Here is a 17,456-nt window from a genome sequence, read left to right on the forward strand (position 1 = left end):
GTGCAGACCGCTCTGAGCAAGGTTGTGTCGCGTGGCAGCAAGTTTTGCCATGGCCCGAGTCCGCTTGGATGTCCGCGCTGCGCGTCATTGGTACAGCAATGCCCTGAAATAATCCACGGCAAAAAAATGCATCTCGACGGTGCATTCAGAAGGGTCAGGCCAACAGGTCCTGCAGGGTCGCCAGGCTGTCCGCTTCAGCCACCGGTTTGTCGTGGCGCCAGCGCAACATGCGCGGGAAGCGCACCGCAATACCGCTTCTGTGGCGCTTGGACAAGGCAATGCCCTCGAAGCCCAATTCGAAGACCAGCGTCGGGGTCACGCTGCGCACCGGGCCGAACTTCTCCACGGTGGTCTTGCGAACGATCGCGTCGACCTTGCGCATTTCTTCATCGGTTAACCCGGAATAGGCCTTTGCGAAGGGCACCAGCGTTCGCTCGGACGCTTCGGGTGGGCCATCCCACACGGCGAACGTGTAATCGCTGTACAGGCTCGCCCGGCGCCCATGGCCGGCCTGGGCATAGATCAATACCGCGTCGACGCTGAACGGGTCGACCTTCCATTTCCACCAGGTGCCCATGTCCTTGGTGCGGCCGACGCCATACAGCGAATCGCGCGCCTTGAGCATCATGCCTTCCACACCCAGCGCGCGCGACGCTTCACGCTGTCGGCCGAGGTCTTGCCAATCGTCGCCGGTCAGTACCGGCGAGGGGCGCAGCACGGGGTCGGCGGCCTGCGCGATGACCTGTTCCATCCGCGTGCGACGTTCGTGCTGCGGGCGGTTGCGCCAGTCTTCCCCTGCCCATTCGAGCAGATCGTAGGCGAGCACCACCACCGGAATCTCTTCAAGGATTTTCTTGCTCAAGGTTTTACGGCCGATGCGCTGCTGCAGCAGGGCGAACGGCTGCACGGCGGGTGCATCGGCCGACGCACTCGATGACTCGTCCAGGCTGAAATGTTCAGGTGCCACATCGGTTGCTGGCGGGGTTTTCCAGACCACGATCTCACCGTCGATGACCGTACCGTCAGGCAGGCTCGCGGTCAGTGAGTGCAGCTCCGGGAAGCGATCCGATACCAGTTCCTCGCCGCGCGACCAGATCCACAAGCGCCCCTCGCGCTTGACCAGCTGGGCGCGAATTCCATCCCACTTCCATTCCACCTGCCAGTCGCTGCTGGGGCCCAGCAAGGTGTCGAACTGATCGACCGGTTGCTGCAGGGAGTGGGCGAGGAAAAACGGGTAGGGCTGGCCACCCCGTTGGGCATGTTCGTCCGCCGATTCCTGGGCGATGAGCTTGAGGTAACTTTCGGCGACCGGACGGTGCGACAGATCGGTGTAGCCCACCAGGCGCTGGGCGACGCGCTTGCTGTCGATACCGGCCATCTGCGCCAGCGCGCGGGTGACCAACAGCTTCGACACACCGACGCGAAAGCTGCCGGTGATCAGCTTCAGGCACAGCATCAAGCTGGCCCGATCCAGCTGCGCCCACAGCGGCGGCAAGCGCGCGTGGAGCTCCTCGGGCGGCAGCCCGCGCAGGGGCAACAGGGCGTTTTCCAGCCACCAGGCCAGGCCTTCGTCGCTGCTTTGCTCAGCTTCGGGCAGCAACAGCGAGAAGGTCTCGGCCAGGTCACCTACGGCTTGATAGCTTTCTTCGAACAACCACTCGGGCACGTTCGCCAGTTTGATCGCCAGCTCGCGCAGGATCTTGGTCGGCACCAGCTGCCGTGGACGGCCACCGGAAAGGAAATACACCGCCCAGGCAGCATCGGCCGGTTGCGCCTGACGGAAGTAATCTTCCAGAAACTGGCGCTTGGCATTGGTCGAGGTGGTTTCGTCGAGATTGGCATACAACTGCGCGAAAGCTTTCAAGACGCGACCTCCTGAGGTTCCTCTTCATTGCCGTACTCAGTGGTGAACCCCTGTGCGTCCAGGCCGATGTCGCGCAGATAGCGCACCAGCACCTCTACCGAGCCGTGGGTGACCATGACCCGCTCGGCTCCGGTCTGCTCGATGGCCCACAGCAGGCCTGGCCAGTCGGCGTGGTCGGACAGCACGAAGCCTCGATCCACACCGCGGCGGCGACGGGTGCCGCGCAGACGCATCCAGCCACTGGCGAAGGCGTCGCTGTACTCACCAAAGCGACGCATCCAGGTACTGCCTCCGGCCGAGGGCGGGGCGATGATCAACGCGTTGCGCAGTGCCGGGTCGGTTTTCTTGAAGTCCCCGGCGTATTGCGTTTCCGGAATATAGACGCCGGCATCGCGGTAGACGCGGTTCAGCGGTTCGACCGAGCCGTGGGCCAGAATCGGTCCGATGCCGGCGTCGATGCCATGCAGCAAGCGCTGGGCCTTGCCGAAGGCGTAGGCGAACAACACGCTGGCCTTGCCTTGCTCGGCGTTGGCTCGCCACCACTGGTTCACTTCTTCGAAGATCTCCGCTTGCGGCTGCCAGCGATAGATCGGCAGGCCGAAGGTCGATTCAGTGATGAAGGTGTGGCAGCGCACCGGCTCGAAGGGCGCGCACGTGCCATCTGGCTCGACCTTGTAGTCGCCCGAGGCTACCCACACCTCACCTTTGTATTCCAGGCGGACCTGGGCCGAGCCCAGTACGTGTCCGGCAGGATGGAAACTCAAGGTCACACCGTTGTGCTGCAGGACTTCGCCGTACTCGAGCAATTGCAGATTTATGTCCTGGCCCAGGCGAGTGCGCAGGATGCCTTCGCCGGGTGCTGCGGTCAGATAGTGTTCGTTGCCCGTGTGCGCGTGGTCGCCGTGACCGTGGGTGATCACCGCGCGCTCGACGGGCTTCCACGGATCGATATAGAAATCGCCGGCGGTGCAATACAGACCTTCGGGACGAGCGACGACAAGATCCATGGCAAGTCGGCCAGGTAATGGGTGTGTTGTTATGAGGGGGTGGGGCCGGGGAAAGTTCGAAGGCATACGCCTTGACGAGCGCTGCGCGTGGCCCGTGACGCAGGCATGAAAAAGCCCCTGCGATGAGGGGCTTGTTTCAGAATCTGGCTCCACGACCTGGACTCGAACCAGGGACCCAATGATTAACAGTCATTTGCTCTACCAACTGAGCTATCGCGGAATCTGCTGCGTATGTTACTGATTGCTAAGGGGAAGTCAAGCTTTCCCCTTAGCAAGGTTGTTACAGCACCTTGACGATGGCCTTGATCACGCCGTCGATATTGCTTTGGTTCAAGGCGGCCACGCAGATGCGCCCGGTATCCAGCGCGTAAATGCCGAACTCGCTGCGCAGGCGCCCGACCTGCTCGGCGCTCAGCCCGGAATACGAAAACATCCCCGCCTGGCGAGCGACGAAGGTGAAGTCACGGTTGGCGCCCTGGGCAGCCAGGCCCTCGACCATTTGCAGGCGCATGCCGCGAATGCGTTGGCGCATCTCGCCCAGCTCGGCTTCCCACATGGCTCGCAGTTCGGGGCTGTTGAGCACGTTGGCGACGATCATCGCGCCATGGGTCGGCGGGTTGGAGTAGTTGGTACGAATGACCCGCTTGATCTGCGACAGCACGCGCGCGCGCTCGTCGCTCGACTGGGTGACGATCGACAGCGCACCCACCCGCTCCCCATACAGCGAGAACGACTTGGAAAACGAACTGGAAACGAAGAAGCTCAAGCCCGACTCGGCGAACAGGCGCACGGCCGCCGCGTCTTCCTCGATGCCGTCGCCAAAGCCCTGATAAGCCATGTCGAGGAACGGCACGTGGCCCTTGCGCTTGACTACATCCAGCACGTTGACCCAGTCCGCCGCGTTGAGGTCGACACCGGTGGGGTTGTGACAGCACGCATGCAGCACGACGATGGAGCCTGCGGGCAAGGCGTCGAGGTCTTCGAGCATGCCTGAACGGTTCACGTCGTTGCTGGTCGCATCATAGTAACGGTAGTTGCGGACACCGAAGCCCGCAGCTTCGAACAGCGCACGGTGGTTTTCCCAGCTGGGATCACTGATCGCGACGACCGCATCGGGCGACAGCTGCTTGAGGAAATCTGCACCGATCTTCAGGGCGCCGGTACCGCCAACGGCCTGCGTGGTGACCACACGGCCCGCTGCCAGCAGGGGCGACTGGGCACCGAATATCAAGGTCTGTACGGCCTTGTCGTAGGCAGCGATGCCGTCGATGGGCAGATAGCCACGGGCCGCGTGCTGTGCAACGCGCTGCGCTTCGGCTTCGATCACCGCGCGCAGCAGGGGAATTCGCCCCTCTTCGTTGCAGTACACGCCCACACCCAGGTTCACCTTGTCGGTGCGGGTGTCGGCGTTGAATGCTTCGTTGAGGCCCAGGATAGGATCGCGGGGTGCCAATTCGACAGCGGAAAACAGGCTCATTTTTACCGTAGCTCTGATCGGGAGTAAGGAAGGGTGCACGCTTCATCCATGCTGCGCGAAGCGGTGCGCGGGTGGGATGTCAGTATAAAGACGCTTGGCTGACGGGGCGACAGGTTGCACCTGGTTTTACCTGTTTTTGCCGATTTATTTTCGACCATTGGTCCTGCGATTACTGGGGGGCTTGGGCCTTGCCCTTGAAACTCGTAGGAACAGGCGCAAACTAGGGTTAAGTACTGTCTATAAATACAGTCGGAAATGTCCGGCTGGTGCGACTCATGAGGTGTGGCATGTCCGAGTTTCAACTCGTTACCCGTTTCGAACCTGCTGGCGATCAGCCAGAAGCCATTCGCCTGATGGTGGAGGGTATCGAGGCGGGCCTGGCGCACCAGACATTGCTGGGGGTAACCGGGTCGGGCAAGACGTTCAGCATTGCCAACGTGATTGCCCAGGTGCAGCGGCCAACACTGGTGCTGGCGCCCAACAAGACCCTGGCAGCTCAGCTGTACGGTGAGTTCAAGGCGTTCTTTCCAAACAACGCCGTCGAGTATTTCGTCTCCTACTACGACTACTATCAGCCCGAAGCCTACGTGCCGTCGTCGGACACCTTCATCGAGAAGGATTCCTCGATCAACGATCACATCGAGCAGATGCGCCTGTCCGCCACCAAGGCACTGCTCGAGCGCAAGGACGCCATCATCGTTACCACGGTGTCGTGCATCTACGGCCTGGGCAGCCCTGAAACCTATCTGAAAATGGTCCTGCACGTGGACCGTGGCGACAAGCTCGACCAGCGCGCGTTGTTGCGCCGTCTGGCCGACCTGCAATACACCCGCAACGAAATGGACTTCGCCCGCGCCACGTTCCGTGTGCGCGGCGACGTCATCGATGTGTTCCCGGCAGAATCCGATCTTGAAGCCATCCGTATCGAGCTGTTCGATGACGAGGTCGAGAACATTGCCGCCTTCGACCCGCTGACCGGCGAGGTGACGCGCAAACTGCCGCGCTTCACCTTCTACCCCAAGAGCCACTACGTTACTCCGCGCGAGACCCTGCTCGGCGCCGTGGAAGGCATCAAGGAAGAGCTCAAGGAGCGCCTGGACTACTTTCGCGACAAGAACAAGCTGGTTGAAGCCCAGCGGCTGGAGCAACGGACCCGCTTCGATCTCGAAATGATCCTCGAGCTGGGCTATTGCAACGGCATCGAAAACTATTCGCGCTACCTCTCCGGCCGCCCTTCGGGCGCCGCTCCGCCCACGTTGTACGATTATCTGCCAGCCGACGCCCTGCTGGTGATCGACGAGTCCCATGTCAGCGTTCCGCAGGTCGGGGCGATGTACAAGGGCGACCGCTCGCGCAAGGAAACCCTGGTCGAGTACGGCTTCCGCCTGCCGTCGGCGCTGGATAACCGGCCGATGCGTTTCGACGAGTGGGAGGGGGTGAGCCCGCAGACCATTTTCGTCTCTGCTACCCCCGGCAACTACGAGGCCGAGCACGCGGGGCGCATCATCGAACAGGTGGTACGCCCGACCGGCTTGGTCGATCCGCAGGTCGAAGTGCGGCCGGCGCTGACCCAGGTGGATGACTTGCTGTCCGAGATCCGCAAGCGCGTCGCAACCGATGATCGCATTCTGGTTACCGTGCTGACCAAGCGCATGGCCGAGGACCTTACCGATTACCTGGCCGACCATGACGTGCGCGTGCGCTACCTGCACTCGGACATCGACACCGTGGAGCGGGTGGAGATCATTCGCGACCTGCGCCTGGGCGCGTTCGACGTGATCGTGGGGATCAACCTGCTGCGCGAAGGCCTGGACATGCCCGAGGTCTCGCTGGTGGCGATTCTGGATGCCGACAAGGAAGGTTTCCTGCGCTCCGACCGCTCGCTGATCCAGACCATTGGCCGTGCCGCGCGAAATCTCAATGGGCGTGCCATTTTGTATGCCGATCGCATGACCGGTTCGATGGAGCGTGCCATCGGCGAAACCGAGCGCCGTCGCGAGAAGCAGATCGCCTTCAACGAGGCCAATGGCATCGTGCCCAAGGGCGTGATCAAAGATGTCGCCGACATCATGGAAGGCGCCACCGTGCCCGGCTCGCGCAGCAAGAAGCGCAAGGGCATGGCCAAGGCTGCCGAGGAAAACGCACGCTACGAGAACGAGCTGCGCTCGCCGAGCGAGATCACCAAGCGCATCAAGCAGCTGGAAGAGAAGATGTACCAGCTGGCACGGGACCTGGAGTTCGAAGCGGCAGCACAGATGCGCGACGAAATCGGCAAGCTGCGCGAGCGCCTGCTCAAGGTCTGACACCGCGTCGCCCCCTTCGCGGGTAGAACCCGCTCCCACAGAAAAGCACCAACCAGCCCGCCCCCTTGTGGGAGCGGGGCAGGCGGCCCAGCCCTCTGCCCGCGAAGGCCGCACTGCGTTCCCAGCCGAGCACCCATACCCGCCGCAACACGATTCTGGAGCCTTGCCCCCAAGCCCTGCTAACATCGGCGTTTCGATTCAACCTGCTCGAGACCCTTCATGACCGTTCGTACGCGTATCGCCCCATCGCCCACCGGCGACCCCCATGTCGGCACGGCCTACATCGCCCTGTTCAACTATTGCTTTGCCAAACAGCATGGCGGCGAATTCATCCTGCGCATCGAAGACACCGACCAGTTGCGCTCCACCCGCGAATCCGAGCAGCAGATCTTCGACGCCCTGCGCTGGCTGGGCATCGAGTGGAGCGAAGGCCCGGACGTAGGCGGCCCTCACGGCCCTTACCGGCAAAGCGAGCGGGGCGACATCTACAAGCAGTACGCCCAGCAACTGGTCGACATGGGTCACGCGTTCCCCTGCTTCTGCACGGCCGAAGAACTCGACCAGATGCGCGCAGAACAAACCGCCCGGGGCGAAACCCCGCGCTACGACGGTCGTGCCCTGTTGCTATCGGCCGAGGAAGTCCAGCGTCGCCTGGCAGCAGGCGAGCCCCACGTCATCCGCATGAAGGTCCCTACCGAGGGCGTCTGCGTGGTCCCGGACATGCTGCGCGGCGATGTCGAAATCCCGTGGGACCGCATGGACATGCAGGTCCTGATGAAAACCGACGGTCTGCCCACCTACTTCCTGGCCAACGTGGTCGATGACCACCTGATGGGCATCACCCACGTGCTGCGCGGTGAAGAATGGCTGCCCTCGGCGCCCAAACTGATGAAGCTCTACGAATACTTCGGCTGGGAGCAACCGGCACTGTGCTACATGCCGCTGCTGCGCAATCCTGACAAGAGCAAGCTGTCCAAGCGCAAGAATCCGACCTCGGTCACGTTCTACGAACGCATGGGCTTCATGCCTGAAGCCATGCTCAACTACCTAGGCCGCATGGGCTGGTCGATGCCCGACGAGCGCGAAAAGTTCTCCCTGACTGAAATGGTCGAGCACTTCGATCTTTCCCGTGTATCCCTGGGCGGTCCGATCTTCGATATCGAGAAGCTCTCGTGGCTCAACGGCCAGTGGTTGCGCGAGCTGCCGGTGGAGCAGTTCGCCGCACGGGTACAACAGTGGGCTTTCAACCCTGACTACATGATGAAGATCGCTCCCCACGTGCAGGGCAGGGTGGAAACTTTCAGTCAGATCGTTCCGCTGGGCGGCTTCTTCTTCGCCGGCGGGCTGCAGCTGGACGCGCGCCTGTTCGAAAGCAAGAAACTCTCTGCGGACCAGGTGCGGCAGCTGATGCAGTTGATCCTGTGGAAGCTGGAAAGCCTGCGCCAGTGGGACAAGGAACGCATCACCGCGACCATCCAGGCCGTGGTCGAGTCGCTTGGTTTGAAACTGCGCGACGCCATGCCGTTGATGTTCGCCGCAATCACCGGGCAAGCCAGCTCGGTGTCGGTTCTGGATGCCATGGAAATCCTCGGCCCGGACCTGACCCGCTTCCGTCTGCGCCAGGCCCTCGACCTGCTCGGCGGCGTCTCCAAGAAAGAAAACAAGGAGTGGGAGAAGCTCCTGGCTGCAATCGCCTGACCCCCGACGCGGCTCGCGCCGCTGCTACAGAAGATCGCGGGCCCGGCACACCGCACGTGCATCCGATGCACCGCGATCCCTGTAGCAGCGGCGCAAGCCGCGTCCAGCCACACCACCCGTCCATCAGGCACCCCACGCCCCCTGTAGCAGCGGCGCAAGCCGCGTCCAGCCACACCACCCGTCCATCAGGCACCCCAAGCCCCCTGTAGCAGCGGCGCAAGCCGCGTCGCCCTTGGCTCCAACCGCGCATATCCGGTAAGTCCCTGTAATCGCGATAAAAAACTTCAGAATAATTCTGAAAATAAGTTTGACACCCTGGCGAGGTCGTCTTAATATGCGCCCCGTCCACACAGCAACACACTGTTTGGGGCTATAGCTCAGCTGGGAGAGCGCTTGCATGGCATGCAAGAGGTCAACGGTTCGATCCCGTTTAGCTCCACCAAATTCCAGGCTCGATGTCATACGTTGACAACGAGCCGATCAGTTCCAGACTGATCTTGGTAGAAGGTATGTCCCCTTCGTCTAGTGGCCTAGGACACCGCCCTTTCACGGCGGTAACAGGGGTTCGAGTCCCCTAGGGGACGCCAGTTGTACAGAAATGCCGAGTGAAGTCGGCATTCCGCCGCAGGGCGATAAATTCGGGGCTATAGCTCAGCTGGGAGAGCGCTTGCATGGCATGCAAGAGGTCAACGGTTCGATCCCGTTTAGCTCCACCAATTTGCCGGAGTCCGCAACAGCGGGCTTGACTGAAGGTTTTGCGTCCCCTTCGTCTAGTGGCCTAGGACACCGCCCTTTCACGGCGGTAACAGGGGTTCGAGTCCCCTAGGGGACGCCACGATTACCCGCTCTGCGGGACTTATAAGGCTCATTCGATTATTGAATGAGCCTTTTGTTTTTCTGCCCTCGCAATAATCGCCAATTCCTGAATCGCCACCGCCCAATTCTTCAGGAGCGCCCATGAACTGGGATCGGCCCACCCCCTTCGTTATCCAGCTCCAGGTCCAGTCCGACGACATCGACGGCCTCGGGCATGCCAACAACGCAGTCTACGTGACCTGGCTCGAGCGCTGTGCCTGGCAGCACTCGCAGCACCTGGGTCTGGATCTGGCAACCTACCGCCAGTTGGATCGCGCCATGGCCGTGGTGCGCCATGAGATCGACTACCTGGCCAGTGCCCACGAAGGCGATGAGCTGCACCTGGGTACCTGGATCCTCGACTGGGACCGCCGCCTGAAAATGACACGCCAATTCCAGCTACTGCGTCCGCGCGATGGTGCGGTGCTGCTGCGGGCCCGCACTACCTTCGTGTGCATCGAGCTGTCCAGCGGCAAGCCCAAACGCATGCCGCCGCAGTTTCTGGAAGGGTATGGCTCGGCGATAGCCATCGAGCCCTAGAGCCCTAGAGCCCTAGAGCCCTAGAGCCATCAAGCGTTGGCACCATCGGGTAGCAGCGCTGCCGTCGATGTGCAGGCTTTCTGCTAGAATCCGCTCCCTTTCACGCCTCTGCCCGAGAACTACCCCATGCAATTAGCTTTGGCGCCCATGGAAGGGTTGGTCGACGATATCCTGCGCGACGTCCTCACCCAGGTCGGCGGCATCGACTGGTGCGTCACTGAGTTCATCCGCGTCAACGAGCGCGTGCTCACCGCCGCCTACTATCACAAGTTCGGCCCCGAGCTGCTTACCGGTGCGAAGACCCGTGCCGGGGTGCCGCTGCGCGTGCAACTGCTTGGCTCCGACCCCTCGGCCCTCGCCGACAACGCCGCGTTCGCCTGTACCCTCGGCGCGCCTGTGATCGATCTGAATTTCGGCTGCCCGGCCAAGACGGTGAACAAATCCCGTGGCGGCGCGGTGCTGCTCAAGGAGCCCGAGTTGCTCCACCGCATCCTGCGCGAAGTGCGCGCCACCGTCCCTGCGCACATCCCCGTGACGGCCAAGATGCGCCTGGGTTTCGATACCCCAGACAGCGCCATCGAATGCGCCACGGCCTTGGCCGAGGGCGGGGCGGATGTGCTGGTGGTGCACGCGCGGACCAAGGTCGATGGCTACAAGCCGCCTGCGCACTGGGAGTGGGTCGCCAAGGTGCAGGACGTGGTGAAGGTGCCGGTCTATGCCAACGGCGACATCTGGACCGTGGCCGACTGGCGGCGCTGCCGCGAGGTCAGTGGCGCGCAAGACTTCATGCTCGGTCGGGGCCTGGTGTCCAGGCCCGACCTGGCTCGGCAGATCGTCGCGGCCCGGCAAGGCATCGAGCTGCCTGACATGACCTGGTCCGAGCTGCTGCCATTGATCCGCGAATTCTGGCGCCAGGCCCGTGCGCAACTGACACCACGCCAGGCACCGGGCCGACTCAAGCAGTGGCTGGCCATGCTGACCCGCACCTACCCCGAAGCGACCGAGCTGTTCACCCTCGTGCGTCGCGAGCAGGATTGCGACGCCGTGGAACGGCTGCTGCAGCCGGGCTAGCGGGCCGCCTTACCGCACGAAAAAATGGCTGCGCCGTTAAATTTTTTTCGTGCGAACTCTTGAAAGCCCTTGGGTGGTCCCTATCTATGGGGTACGCGATGCCGAATTCGGGTCGCGGAGACAACCACTCGCTGAAATTCAGGAGAGACACATGGCTACTGCATTTTCCCTTGCTCCGCTGTTCCGCCACTCCGTGGGCTTCGATCGGTTCAATGACCTGTTCGAGTCTGCCGCACGCAACGAGTCGGCCAGCAGCTACCCACCCTACAACGTCGAAAAGCATGCCGATGATCAGTACCGTATCGTCATCGCTGCCGCAGGCTTCCAGGAAGAAGACCTGGAGCTGCAGGTCGAGAAGGGCGTACTGACCGTCAGTGGTGGCAAGCGCGACGCCGATACCAGTGCAGTGACCTACCTGCACCAGGGCATTGCCCAGCGCGCGTTCAAGCTGTCGTTCCGCCTGGCCGACCATATCGAGGTCAAGGCCGCAGCGTTGAACAACGGGTTGCTCAATATCGACCTGCTGCGTGTCGTGCCTGAAGAGGCCAAGGCCAAGCGGATCCCCATCAACGGATCCGCGCAGACTCGTCTGCAGTAACGCTTGAAGCCGTAGAAGAAAGGGCGCCTGGTGGGGCGCCCTTTTTTATTGCCTGAAATTCTTCGGGTTGTCAGGCCTGTCGGCGCGTGTCGGCCAGCACCGGCACACTGCCTGCTGCAGGAAACAACACCAGATGGTCGGCGGCGACCTGAATACCAACTTCGGCCCCTGGCTGATAGTCCAGGTGACTGGGGAATACGGCTTCAAGTTGGCTGCCGGTCGGTAGCTGCAGGCGATACAGGGTAGCGGCGCCCTGGAAGCTCTTGCCGACGATGCGTGCCTTGAGCGAGCTGTCGGGCGCGTGCACGATGTCGTCGGGACGCAGCAGCAGATCGACGGCGCTACCGGCAGGCCATGTATAGGCGCGGTTGCCACGCAGAACACCCAGCTCGGTACCCACCGTCTCCGGATCCAGCAGTTGACCACGTATGAAATAGCCCTGGCCGATGAAGCTGGCCACGAACGGCGTAGCGGGTTCATGGTACAGGTTGTACGGCGTATCCCACTGCTCCAGCCGACCCTCCTTGAATACGCCCACATGATCGCTGACGGCGAAGGCTTCTTCCTGATCATGGGTGACCAGGATCGCGCTGGTACCTCGGCGCTTGAGAATGTCCCGCACTTCGTGACTCAAGCGACGGCGCAGCTCGACGTCAAGGTTGGAGAAGGGTTCGTCCAGCAACAGCAGCTGCGGCTCCGGCGCCAGTGCTCGGGCCAGCGCGACACGCTGTTGCTGGCCACCCGACAATTCATGGGGATAGCGCGCATCCAGGCCACCCAGGTTGACCAGTTCGAGCATGTCGCCGATGACCTGTGCCTGACGCGGGTGCTTGCGAATGCCGAAGGCGATGTTCTGGGCCACGGTCAGGTGGGGAAACAGCGCGTAGTCCTGAAAGACCATGCCGATCCGGCGTTTCTCCGGGGCCAGGGTGTGCCCGGCCTTGGAAATGACCTCGCCATCGAGGGTGATCTCGCCCTCGTGAACCGGCTCGAACCCGGCGATGGCGCGCAGGGTCGTGGTCTTGCCGCATCCGGAGGAACCGAGCAGGCAACCGATGTCGCCTGTATTCAAGTGCAGATTGAGGTTCTGCACCACGCGTTGGGCGCCGTAGCCGCAGGCCAGGTTGCGCAATTCAAGCAGCAGTGCGGTGCTCATTCAGGGCGATATCCTGGAGCGACCAGAAATTCCAGCAGCGCCTTCTGCGCATGCAGGCGGTTCTCGGCCTGGTCCCAGGCCACAGCGCGTGGGTCGTCGAGTACGTCGTGGCTGATTTCTTCGCCGCGATGCGCAGGCAGGCAGTGCATGAACAGCGCATCGTCGGCCGCCAGGTCCAGCAGCTCTCGGTTGACCTGATAAGGCTTGAAAAGCTTCAGGCGGCGGGCGGTTTCCTCTTCCTGGCCCATGGAGGTCCAGACATCGGTGCTGACCAGGTGGGCCCCACGCACGGCCTCGCGCGGATCACGGACCACGCTGACGCGGTCCGGCGCCATGGCGAGGAAACGAGGGTCGGGCTCGAAGCCCTCCGGGCAGGCAATGCGCAGTTGGAAGTCGAACTGGATGGCCGCTTCTATATAGCTGTGGCACATGTTGTTGCCATCGCCGATCCAGGCCACTGTCTTGCCTTGAATGGCACCACGGTGTTCCAGGAACGTCTGCATGTCGGCAAGCAACTGGCACGGATGCAGGTCATCGGACAGGCCGTTGATCACCGGTACCCGCGAATTGGCGGCGAACTCGGTCAGTGTCTGGTGGGCGTAGGTGCGGATCATCACCGCATCGAGCATGCGCGACATGACGATGGCACAGTCGCCGATGGACTCGCCACGGCCCAGCTGTGTATCGCGCGGGGACAGGAAAATCGCCTGGCCGCCGAGCTGGATCATGCCGGCTTCGAAGGACAGGCGGGTACGCGTCGACGATTTCTCGAAGATCATGCCCAGTACGCGGTTCTTCAAGGGTTCGAAAAGCACGCTGCGCTGGCGCAGGTCCTTGAGCTCGATGCCTCGACGAATGATGCTGATTAGCTCTTCGGGCGTGCAATCCATAAGGGAGAGAAAGTGCCTTGCGCTCATCATTGACTACCTTTTGCCACGGACCGCAGGTACTCGAAAACAGGTTTTTCGGAAAAACGAGTGAGACCTGCGGCGAAAGCCGCACGGGGCGACGAAATAAGGGAAGGCGCCATCCTATAAGGAACTGTCGCCTTTTACCAACAGCCACTGCAGTTTTGAACGGGGCCAACAAGTTTCACAGGGTTTCGATAGCTGGATGTTTCGCCCGACCATCTGACGTTTCCTAAACATCGGGCGTGGGTTATAAATGCGTCTTGGGAAACACACGGAGTTTGCGGAATGGAATCGAAAGAACAACAACTGCTGGAGCTGCTCGGCCTGACCGCGCGCACCCTGACCCACCTGACGGCATCCATGACCTCGATGTCGTTCGAACTGCTGCGCAGTTCCGACGAGGTCACACGCTCGGCCGGCAAGCACATGATCGATCGCATGGCGACCATCAGCACCGGCCTGGACGACCACTGGCGCCTCATCGGCGAACTGACCGGTGTGCATGTCGCCCAGGAAGAAGTCGAAACTGTCCTGGAAATCCAGCTGCAGGCACTGCCACCTTCGCTGCCGCTGAACTAGTTCGGCACACTTGGCAACGCCTTCGCTCTGAGCAACGGTCAGCGCAAGAGCCCGAGCGTAGCGCTCGGCTTTCCGTTACAATGCCTCACCGTGCCGACGACTGAGTCGGATATACAAGCCGAGCGAGGTGCTCCATGGATATTATCGAAACGATCAAAGAGCAGATTGCCAGCAACACAATCCTGCTTTACATGAAAGGCTCGCCGAATGCGCCCCAGTGCGGTTTCTCGGCCAAGGCTTCGCAGGCGATCATGGCCTGTGGCGAAAAGTTCGCCTACGTCGACATCCTGCAGAACCCGGAAATCCGTGCAAACCTGCCCAAGTACGCCAACTGGCCGACTTTCCCGCAGCTGTGGGTGGCCGGTGAGCTGGTAGGCGGTAGCGACATCGTGGCCGAAATGGCCGCCAACGGTGAATTGCAGACGCTGGTCAAGGACGCTTCGGCCAAGGCCGCACAGCCCAAAGCCGACGCGTGATCCGCTTGCTGGCTGGCCTTGGTGCCAGCCAGCCATGAAAAAGCCCCGCCTGTTCACACAGCGCGGGGCTTTTTCATGGTTTCGCGTCAGGGTTGGGAAGACTCAGCTTTCTTCGCCCATGCTCGACTGCAGGTAATTCTCGATCCCGACCTTGTCGATCAGGCTCAGTTGAGTCTCCAGCCAGTCGATCTGTTCTTCCTTGCCTTCAAGGATGTCTTCGAGCATTTCGCGGCTGCCGAAGTCGCCAGCGGTTTCGCAATGAGCGATGGCGCCTTTCAGATCGCCCAGGCCCTTGTATTCGATCTTGAGATCGCAGGCCAGCATTTCACCGGCGTGTTCACCGATCAGAATCTTGCCCAGTTCCTGCAGGTTGGGAATGCCCTCGAGGAACAGCACGCGCTTGATCAGCTTGTCGGCGTATTTCATTGCGTCGATCGACGCCTTGTATTCGTGCTTGCCCAGCTTGTTCAGGCCCCAGTCTTCGTACATGCGGGCATGCAGGAAGTACTGGTTGATGGCGACCAGCTCGTTTCCGAGGATCCTGTTGAGATGCTGGATGACGCTGATATCGCCTTTCATGATCAGAGAGCCTGCGCGGGTATAGGAGTAATGGCGTGAAGTTTGGCCTCAGGAACTAAGCATGTCAAACCTAAGTTATTGAATACTATATGAAAATTAATCGGAATAAGAATGACTGAGTTCCGCGTTTGTTGCTAAGTCGTTGTATTCCAGACATAAAAAAACCGGGCGGGGCCCGGTTTCTTCAAAGACGGTGGTTTTACGCGGGTGTAAATTCTGCTGGGTAGGGCAGTGCAGAGGCTTGAGCGGTCTGGATTTGAGTCAGGGTATCGCGTACCACTTCTTTGGCTAGGCAGGCACATTTACCGCACTGCGTGGCCACGCCGAGGGTTTCACGCACGTCACGAAAGCTGCAGCAGCCTTCGTAGATCGCATCGCGAATCTGACCATCGGTGACACCCTGGCAAAGACAGACATACATACGTAAGAACCGCCGCTGTGTTGGTTTCAATGCGGACGATCCTAATGTTAATGAGAATGCTTGTCAAAGCAACTCGCGACTACGTTTGGCACAAGCGATGAACGGTTGCAGCAGGGGCCGTCGATCGTTCTCGACGTTCCCTGCTGCACCGGTTCAATCGTTGAAATCCTGCCAGCCGCCCATCTGCTTCCAGCGATTGACGATGCCGCAGAACAGCTCGGCGGTCTTCTCCGTGTCGTAGCGAGCCGAGTGAGCCTCGCGCCCGTCGAAATCGATATCGGCGGCCTGGCACGCCTTGGCCAGGACGGTCTGACCGTAGGCAAGCCCTGCCAGGGTAGCGGTGTCGAAGCTGGAAAAGGGATGGAACGGGTTGCGTTTCATTTCGGTACGCGCAACCGCGGCATTGAGAAAGCCGAGGTCGAAACTGCTGTTGTGGCCCACCAGGATCGCGCGCTTGCAACCGTTGGCCTTCAGCGCCTTGCGGATGCCGCGGAAGATGTCGGTCAACGCTGTCTCTTCGCTGACGGCCATGCGCAGGGGGTGGTCCAGCTTGATGCCGGTGAACTCCAGCGCAGCGGCCTCGACGTTGGCCCCCTCGAACGGCTCGACGCGGAAGAAGTAGGTATGGTCGGCAAAGACGAAGCCTTTCTCGTCCATGCCGATGGTCGTTGCGGCGATTTCCAGCAGGGCGTCGGTGGCGCAGTTGAAGCCGCCCGTCTCCACGTCCACGACTACCGGCAGGTAGCCGCGAAAACGTGCGGCCATGGGATGGCGCGAGCCAGTGCCCGAACCGCCCGTGTCTTCGTCGTCGTAGTTGTCTTCACTCACGCATCTTTCTCCAGCAGGCGCCAGCGCAGTGTTTCACCGGCGCGCAGCGGGATGACTACCTGCTCACCGAATGGCAGGCTGGTTGGGGCGGTCCACTCGTCGCGGACCAGGGTAATGGTGTCGGTGTTGCGCGGCAGGCCGTAGAAGTCCGGGCCATGCAGGCTGGCGAAGCCTTCCAGCTTGTCCAGCGCATCACGCTGCTCGAACGCCTCGGCGTACAGCTCGATACCGGCGAAGGCGCTGTAGCAGCCGGCGCAGCCACAGGCCGCCTCCTTGGCATGCTGCGCGTGGGGCGCCGAATCGGTGCCCAGGAAGAACTTGGTGCTGCCGCTGGTGGCTGCGTCGAGCAAGGCAACCTGGTGCGTATTGCGCTTGAGAATCGGCAGGCAATAGAAGTGCGGGCGGATGCCGCCCACCAGCATGTGGTTGCGGTTGTACAGCAGGTGCTGCGGGGTGATGGTCGCCGCGACATTGGCCGGCGCGGCCTTGACGAATTCGGCGGCCTCGGCCGTGGTGATGTGCTCGAACACCACCTTGAGCGCGGGAAAGCGCTCTACCAGCCGGCGCATGTGCTCGTCGATGAAGATCTTTTCGCGGTCGAACACGTCGACATCACCACGGGTGACCTCGCCGTGGATCAGCAGCGGCATGCCGGCATCGCTGAGGGCTTCGAGCGCCTCGGTGATGTTGTCCAGGCTGGTCACCCCGGAATCGGAATTGGTAGTGGCGCCGGCCGGGTACATCTTGGCCGCCTTGACGAAGCCGCTGGCCTTGGCGGCGCGGATGTCGGGAGCGCTGGTGCGATCGGTCAGGTACAAGGTCATCAGCGGTTCGAAGGCGCTGCCTGCAGGGCGTGCGGCAAGGATGCGCTGGCGATAGGCATCGGCTTCGGCGGCGGTGCGCACCGGCGGTACCAGGTTGGGCATGACGATGGCGCGGGCGAAGATTCGCGATACATCGGCCACGGTATGCGGCAGCACGGCACCATCACGAAGATGAATGTGCCAGTCGTCGGGACGCAGAAGGGTCAGGCGGTCGGACATTGGGGATTCCAGGCGGTTCGAACTCGCCGCGAATGCTACCGGAAAACGCC

At 61.6% G+C, this 17,456-nt stretch carries 16 protein-coding genes and 5 tRNA genes; 11 read left to right on the forward strand and 10 right to left on the reverse strand.

Translation table 11 applies throughout. From position 1 onward, the window contains the following. Positions 1-154 precede the first annotated feature (154 nt). The 4 genes from ONG87_RS06020 to ONG87_RS06035 all read right to left on the reverse strand — a co-directional run bounded on the left by ONG87_RS06020 (position 155) and on the right by ONG87_RS06035 (position 4,348). Positions 155-1,864, reverse strand: coding sequence for an ATP-dependent DNA ligase (locus ONG87_RS06020; protein WP_264382437.1), 1,710 nt, complete (start codon positions 1,862-1,864; stop codon positions 155-157). Continuing rightward, positions 1,861-2,871 (reverse strand): ligase-associated DNA damage response exonuclease, encoded by a 1,011-nt coding sequence (locus ONG87_RS06025; protein ID WP_264382438.1) that lies wholly within the window; start codon positions 2,869-2,871, stop codon positions 1,861-1,863. Before ONG87_RS06025 ends, ONG87_RS06020 begins: the two co-directional genes overlap by 4 nt. Before the next feature lie 144 nt (positions 2,872-3,015). After that, positions 3,016-3,091: transfer RNA gene (locus ONG87_RS06030), tRNA-Asn, on the reverse strand. Positions 3,092-3,151: 60 nt separating this feature from the next. Continuing rightward, positions 3,152-4,348, reverse strand: a complete 1,197-nt coding sequence (locus ONG87_RS06035) for an amino acid aminotransferase (protein WP_264382439.1) — start codon at positions 4,346-4,348, stop codon at positions 3,152-3,154. A 287-nt stretch (positions 4,349-4,635) separates the two neighbouring features. Here ONG87_RS06035 and uvrB point away from each other — a divergent pair, with 287 nt between their 5' ends. From uvrB to ONG87_RS06080, 9 genes are all read left to right on the forward strand, one after another. Beyond that, the gene (uvrB, locus tag ONG87_RS06040) at positions 4,636-6,651 is read left to right on the forward strand and encodes an excinuclease ABC subunit UvrB (protein ID WP_122479256.1); all 2,016 of its coding nucleotides are present in this window, start codon (positions 4,636-4,638) and stop codon (positions 6,649-6,651) included. A gap of 219 nt (positions 6,652-6,870) precedes the next feature. After that, positions 6,871-8,349, forward strand: coding sequence for a glutamate--tRNA ligase (gltX, locus tag ONG87_RS06045; protein WP_192057558.1), 1,479 nt, complete (start codon positions 6,871-6,873; stop codon positions 8,347-8,349). 366 nt (positions 8,350-8,715) lie between these two features. Beyond that, a tRNA-Ala gene (locus tag ONG87_RS06050) sits at positions 8,716-8,791 on the forward strand. A gap of 69 nt (positions 8,792-8,860) precedes the next feature. After that, positions 8,861-8,936, forward strand: a tRNA-Glu gene (locus ONG87_RS06055). A 53-nt stretch (positions 8,937-8,989) separates the two neighbouring features. Beyond that, positions 8,990-9,065: transfer RNA gene (locus ONG87_RS06060), tRNA-Ala, on the forward strand. A gap of 43 nt (positions 9,066-9,108) precedes the next feature. After that, positions 9,109-9,184, forward strand: a tRNA-Glu gene (locus ONG87_RS06065). 122 nt (positions 9,185-9,306) lie between these two features. Further along, complete coding sequence (locus ONG87_RS06070) at positions 9,307-9,744, forward strand: thioesterase family protein (RefSeq protein ID WP_122479254.1); 438 nt, start codon at positions 9,307-9,309, stop codon at positions 9,742-9,744. 126 nt (positions 9,745-9,870) lie between these two features. After that, on the forward strand, positions 9,871-10,815 hold the full coding sequence (locus tag ONG87_RS06075; RefSeq protein ID WP_122479253.1) for a tRNA-dihydrouridine synthase: 945 nt from the start codon (positions 9,871-9,873) through the stop codon (positions 10,813-10,815). Between the two features lie 151 nt (positions 10,816-10,966). After that, positions 10,967-11,413 (forward strand): Hsp20 family protein, encoded by a 447-nt coding sequence (locus ONG87_RS06080; RefSeq protein WP_122713242.1) that lies wholly within the window; start codon positions 10,967-10,969, stop codon positions 11,411-11,413. A 70-nt stretch (positions 11,414-11,483) separates the two neighbouring features. Here the strand turns inward: ONG87_RS06080 and ONG87_RS06085 are convergent, their stop codons facing one another. Further along, positions 11,484-12,569, reverse strand: coding sequence for an ABC transporter ATP-binding protein (locus ONG87_RS06085; RefSeq protein WP_264382440.1), 1,086 nt, complete (start codon positions 12,567-12,569; stop codon positions 11,484-11,486). Beyond that, positions 12,566-13,486: an ornithine carbamoyltransferase gene (argF, locus tag ONG87_RS06090; protein WP_122479250.1), complete on the reverse strand. Its 921-nt coding sequence runs from the start codon at positions 13,484-13,486 to the stop codon at positions 12,566-12,568. The genes ONG87_RS06085 and argF overlap by 4 nt, the downstream gene beginning before the upstream one ends. 279 nt (positions 13,487-13,765) lie before the next feature. Here argF and ONG87_RS06095 point away from each other — a divergent pair, with 279 nt between their 5' ends. Both ONG87_RS06095 and grxD read left to right on the forward strand, forming a co-directional pair. Further along, positions 13,766-14,059, forward strand: a complete 294-nt coding sequence (locus tag ONG87_RS06095; RefSeq protein WP_122479249.1) for a hypothetical protein — start codon at positions 13,766-13,768, stop codon at positions 14,057-14,059. 134 nt (positions 14,060-14,193) lie between these two features. Beyond that, complete coding sequence (gene grxD / locus ONG87_RS06100; RefSeq protein WP_264382441.1) at positions 14,194-14,535, forward strand: Grx4 family monothiol glutaredoxin; 342 nt, start codon at positions 14,194-14,196, stop codon at positions 14,533-14,535. Between the two features lie 102 nt (positions 14,536-14,637). Here grxD and bfr read toward each other — a convergent pair whose 3' ends face one another. From bfr to pyrC, 4 genes are all read right to left on the reverse strand, one after another. Further along, positions 14,638-15,114 (reverse strand): bacterioferritin, encoded by a 477-nt coding sequence (gene bfr, locus ONG87_RS06105; RefSeq protein WP_122713240.1) that lies wholly within the window; start codon positions 15,112-15,114, stop codon positions 14,638-14,640. Positions 15,115-15,313: 199 nt separating this feature from the next. Then, positions 15,314-15,535 carry a bacterioferritin-associated ferredoxin gene (locus ONG87_RS06110; protein WP_122479247.1) on the reverse strand — a complete coding sequence of 74 codons (222 nt, stop codon included), beginning with the start codon at positions 15,533-15,535 and terminating at the stop codon, positions 15,314-15,316. 153 nt (positions 15,536-15,688) lie between these two features. Continuing rightward, positions 15,689-16,363 (reverse strand): ribonuclease T, encoded by a 675-nt coding sequence (gene rnt / locus ONG87_RS06115; RefSeq protein WP_122479246.1) that lies wholly within the window; start codon positions 16,361-16,363, stop codon positions 15,689-15,691. Further along, positions 16,360-17,406, reverse strand: a complete 1,047-nt coding sequence (pyrC, locus tag ONG87_RS06120; protein WP_264382442.1) for a dihydroorotase — start codon at positions 17,404-17,406, stop codon at positions 16,360-16,362. The genes rnt and pyrC overlap by 4 nt, the downstream gene beginning before the upstream one ends. Between the last annotated feature and the right edge of the window lie 50 nt (positions 17,407-17,456).

This window comes from Pseudomonas sp. MM227 (assembly GCF_947090715.1).
Classification (GTDB): Bacteria; Pseudomonadota; Gammaproteobacteria; order Pseudomonadales; family Pseudomonadaceae; genus Aquipseudomonas; species Aquipseudomonas baltica.

Coding starts and splice junctions, on each gene's coding strand:
- bfr (WP_122713240.1), bottom strand. CDS start 15,114: ATGAAAGGCGATATCAGCGTCATCCAGCATCTCAACAGGATCCTCGGA.
- ONG87_RS06035 (WP_264382439.1), bottom strand. CDS start 4,348: ATGAGCCTGTTTTCCGCTGTCGAATTGGCACCCCGCGATCCTATCCTG.
- pyrC (WP_264382442.1), bottom strand. CDS start 17,406: ATGTCCGACCGCCTGACCCTTCTGCGTCCCGACGACTGGCACATTCAT.
- ONG87_RS06095 (WP_122479249.1), top strand. CDS start 13,766: ATGGAATCGAAAGAACAACAACTGCTGGAGCTGCTCGGCCTGACCGCG.
- ONG87_RS06025 (WP_264382438.1), bottom strand. CDS start 2,871: ATGGATCTTGTCGTCGCTCGTCCCGAAGGTCTGTATTGCACCGCCGGC.
- uvrB (WP_122479256.1), top strand. CDS start 4,636: ATGTCCGAGTTTCAACTCGTTACCCGTTTCGAACCTGCTGGCGATCAG.
- gltX (WP_192057558.1), top strand. CDS start 6,871: ATGACCGTTCGTACGCGTATCGCCCCATCGCCCACCGGCGACCCCCAT.
- ONG87_RS06080 (WP_122713242.1), top strand. CDS start 10,967: ATGGCTACTGCATTTTCCCTTGCTCCGCTGTTCCGCCACTCCGTGGGC.
- ONG87_RS06110 (WP_122479247.1), bottom strand. CDS start 15,535: ATGTATGTCTGTCTTTGCCAGGGTGTCACCGATGGTCAGATTCGCGAT.
- argF (WP_122479250.1), bottom strand. CDS start 13,486: ATGAGCGCAAGGCACTTTCTCTCCCTTATGGATTGCACGCCCGAAGAG.
- ONG87_RS06070 (WP_122479254.1), top strand. CDS start 9,307: ATGAACTGGGATCGGCCCACCCCCTTCGTTATCCAGCTCCAGGTCCAG.
- ONG87_RS06085 (WP_264382440.1), bottom strand. CDS start 12,569: ATGAGCACCGCACTGCTGCTTGAATTGCGCAACCTGGCCTGCGGCTAC.
- ONG87_RS06075 (WP_122479253.1), top strand. CDS start 9,871: ATGCAATTAGCTTTGGCGCCCATGGAAGGGTTGGTCGACGATATCCTG.
- grxD (WP_264382441.1), top strand. CDS start 14,194: ATGGATATTATCGAAACGATCAAAGAGCAGATTGCCAGCAACACAATC.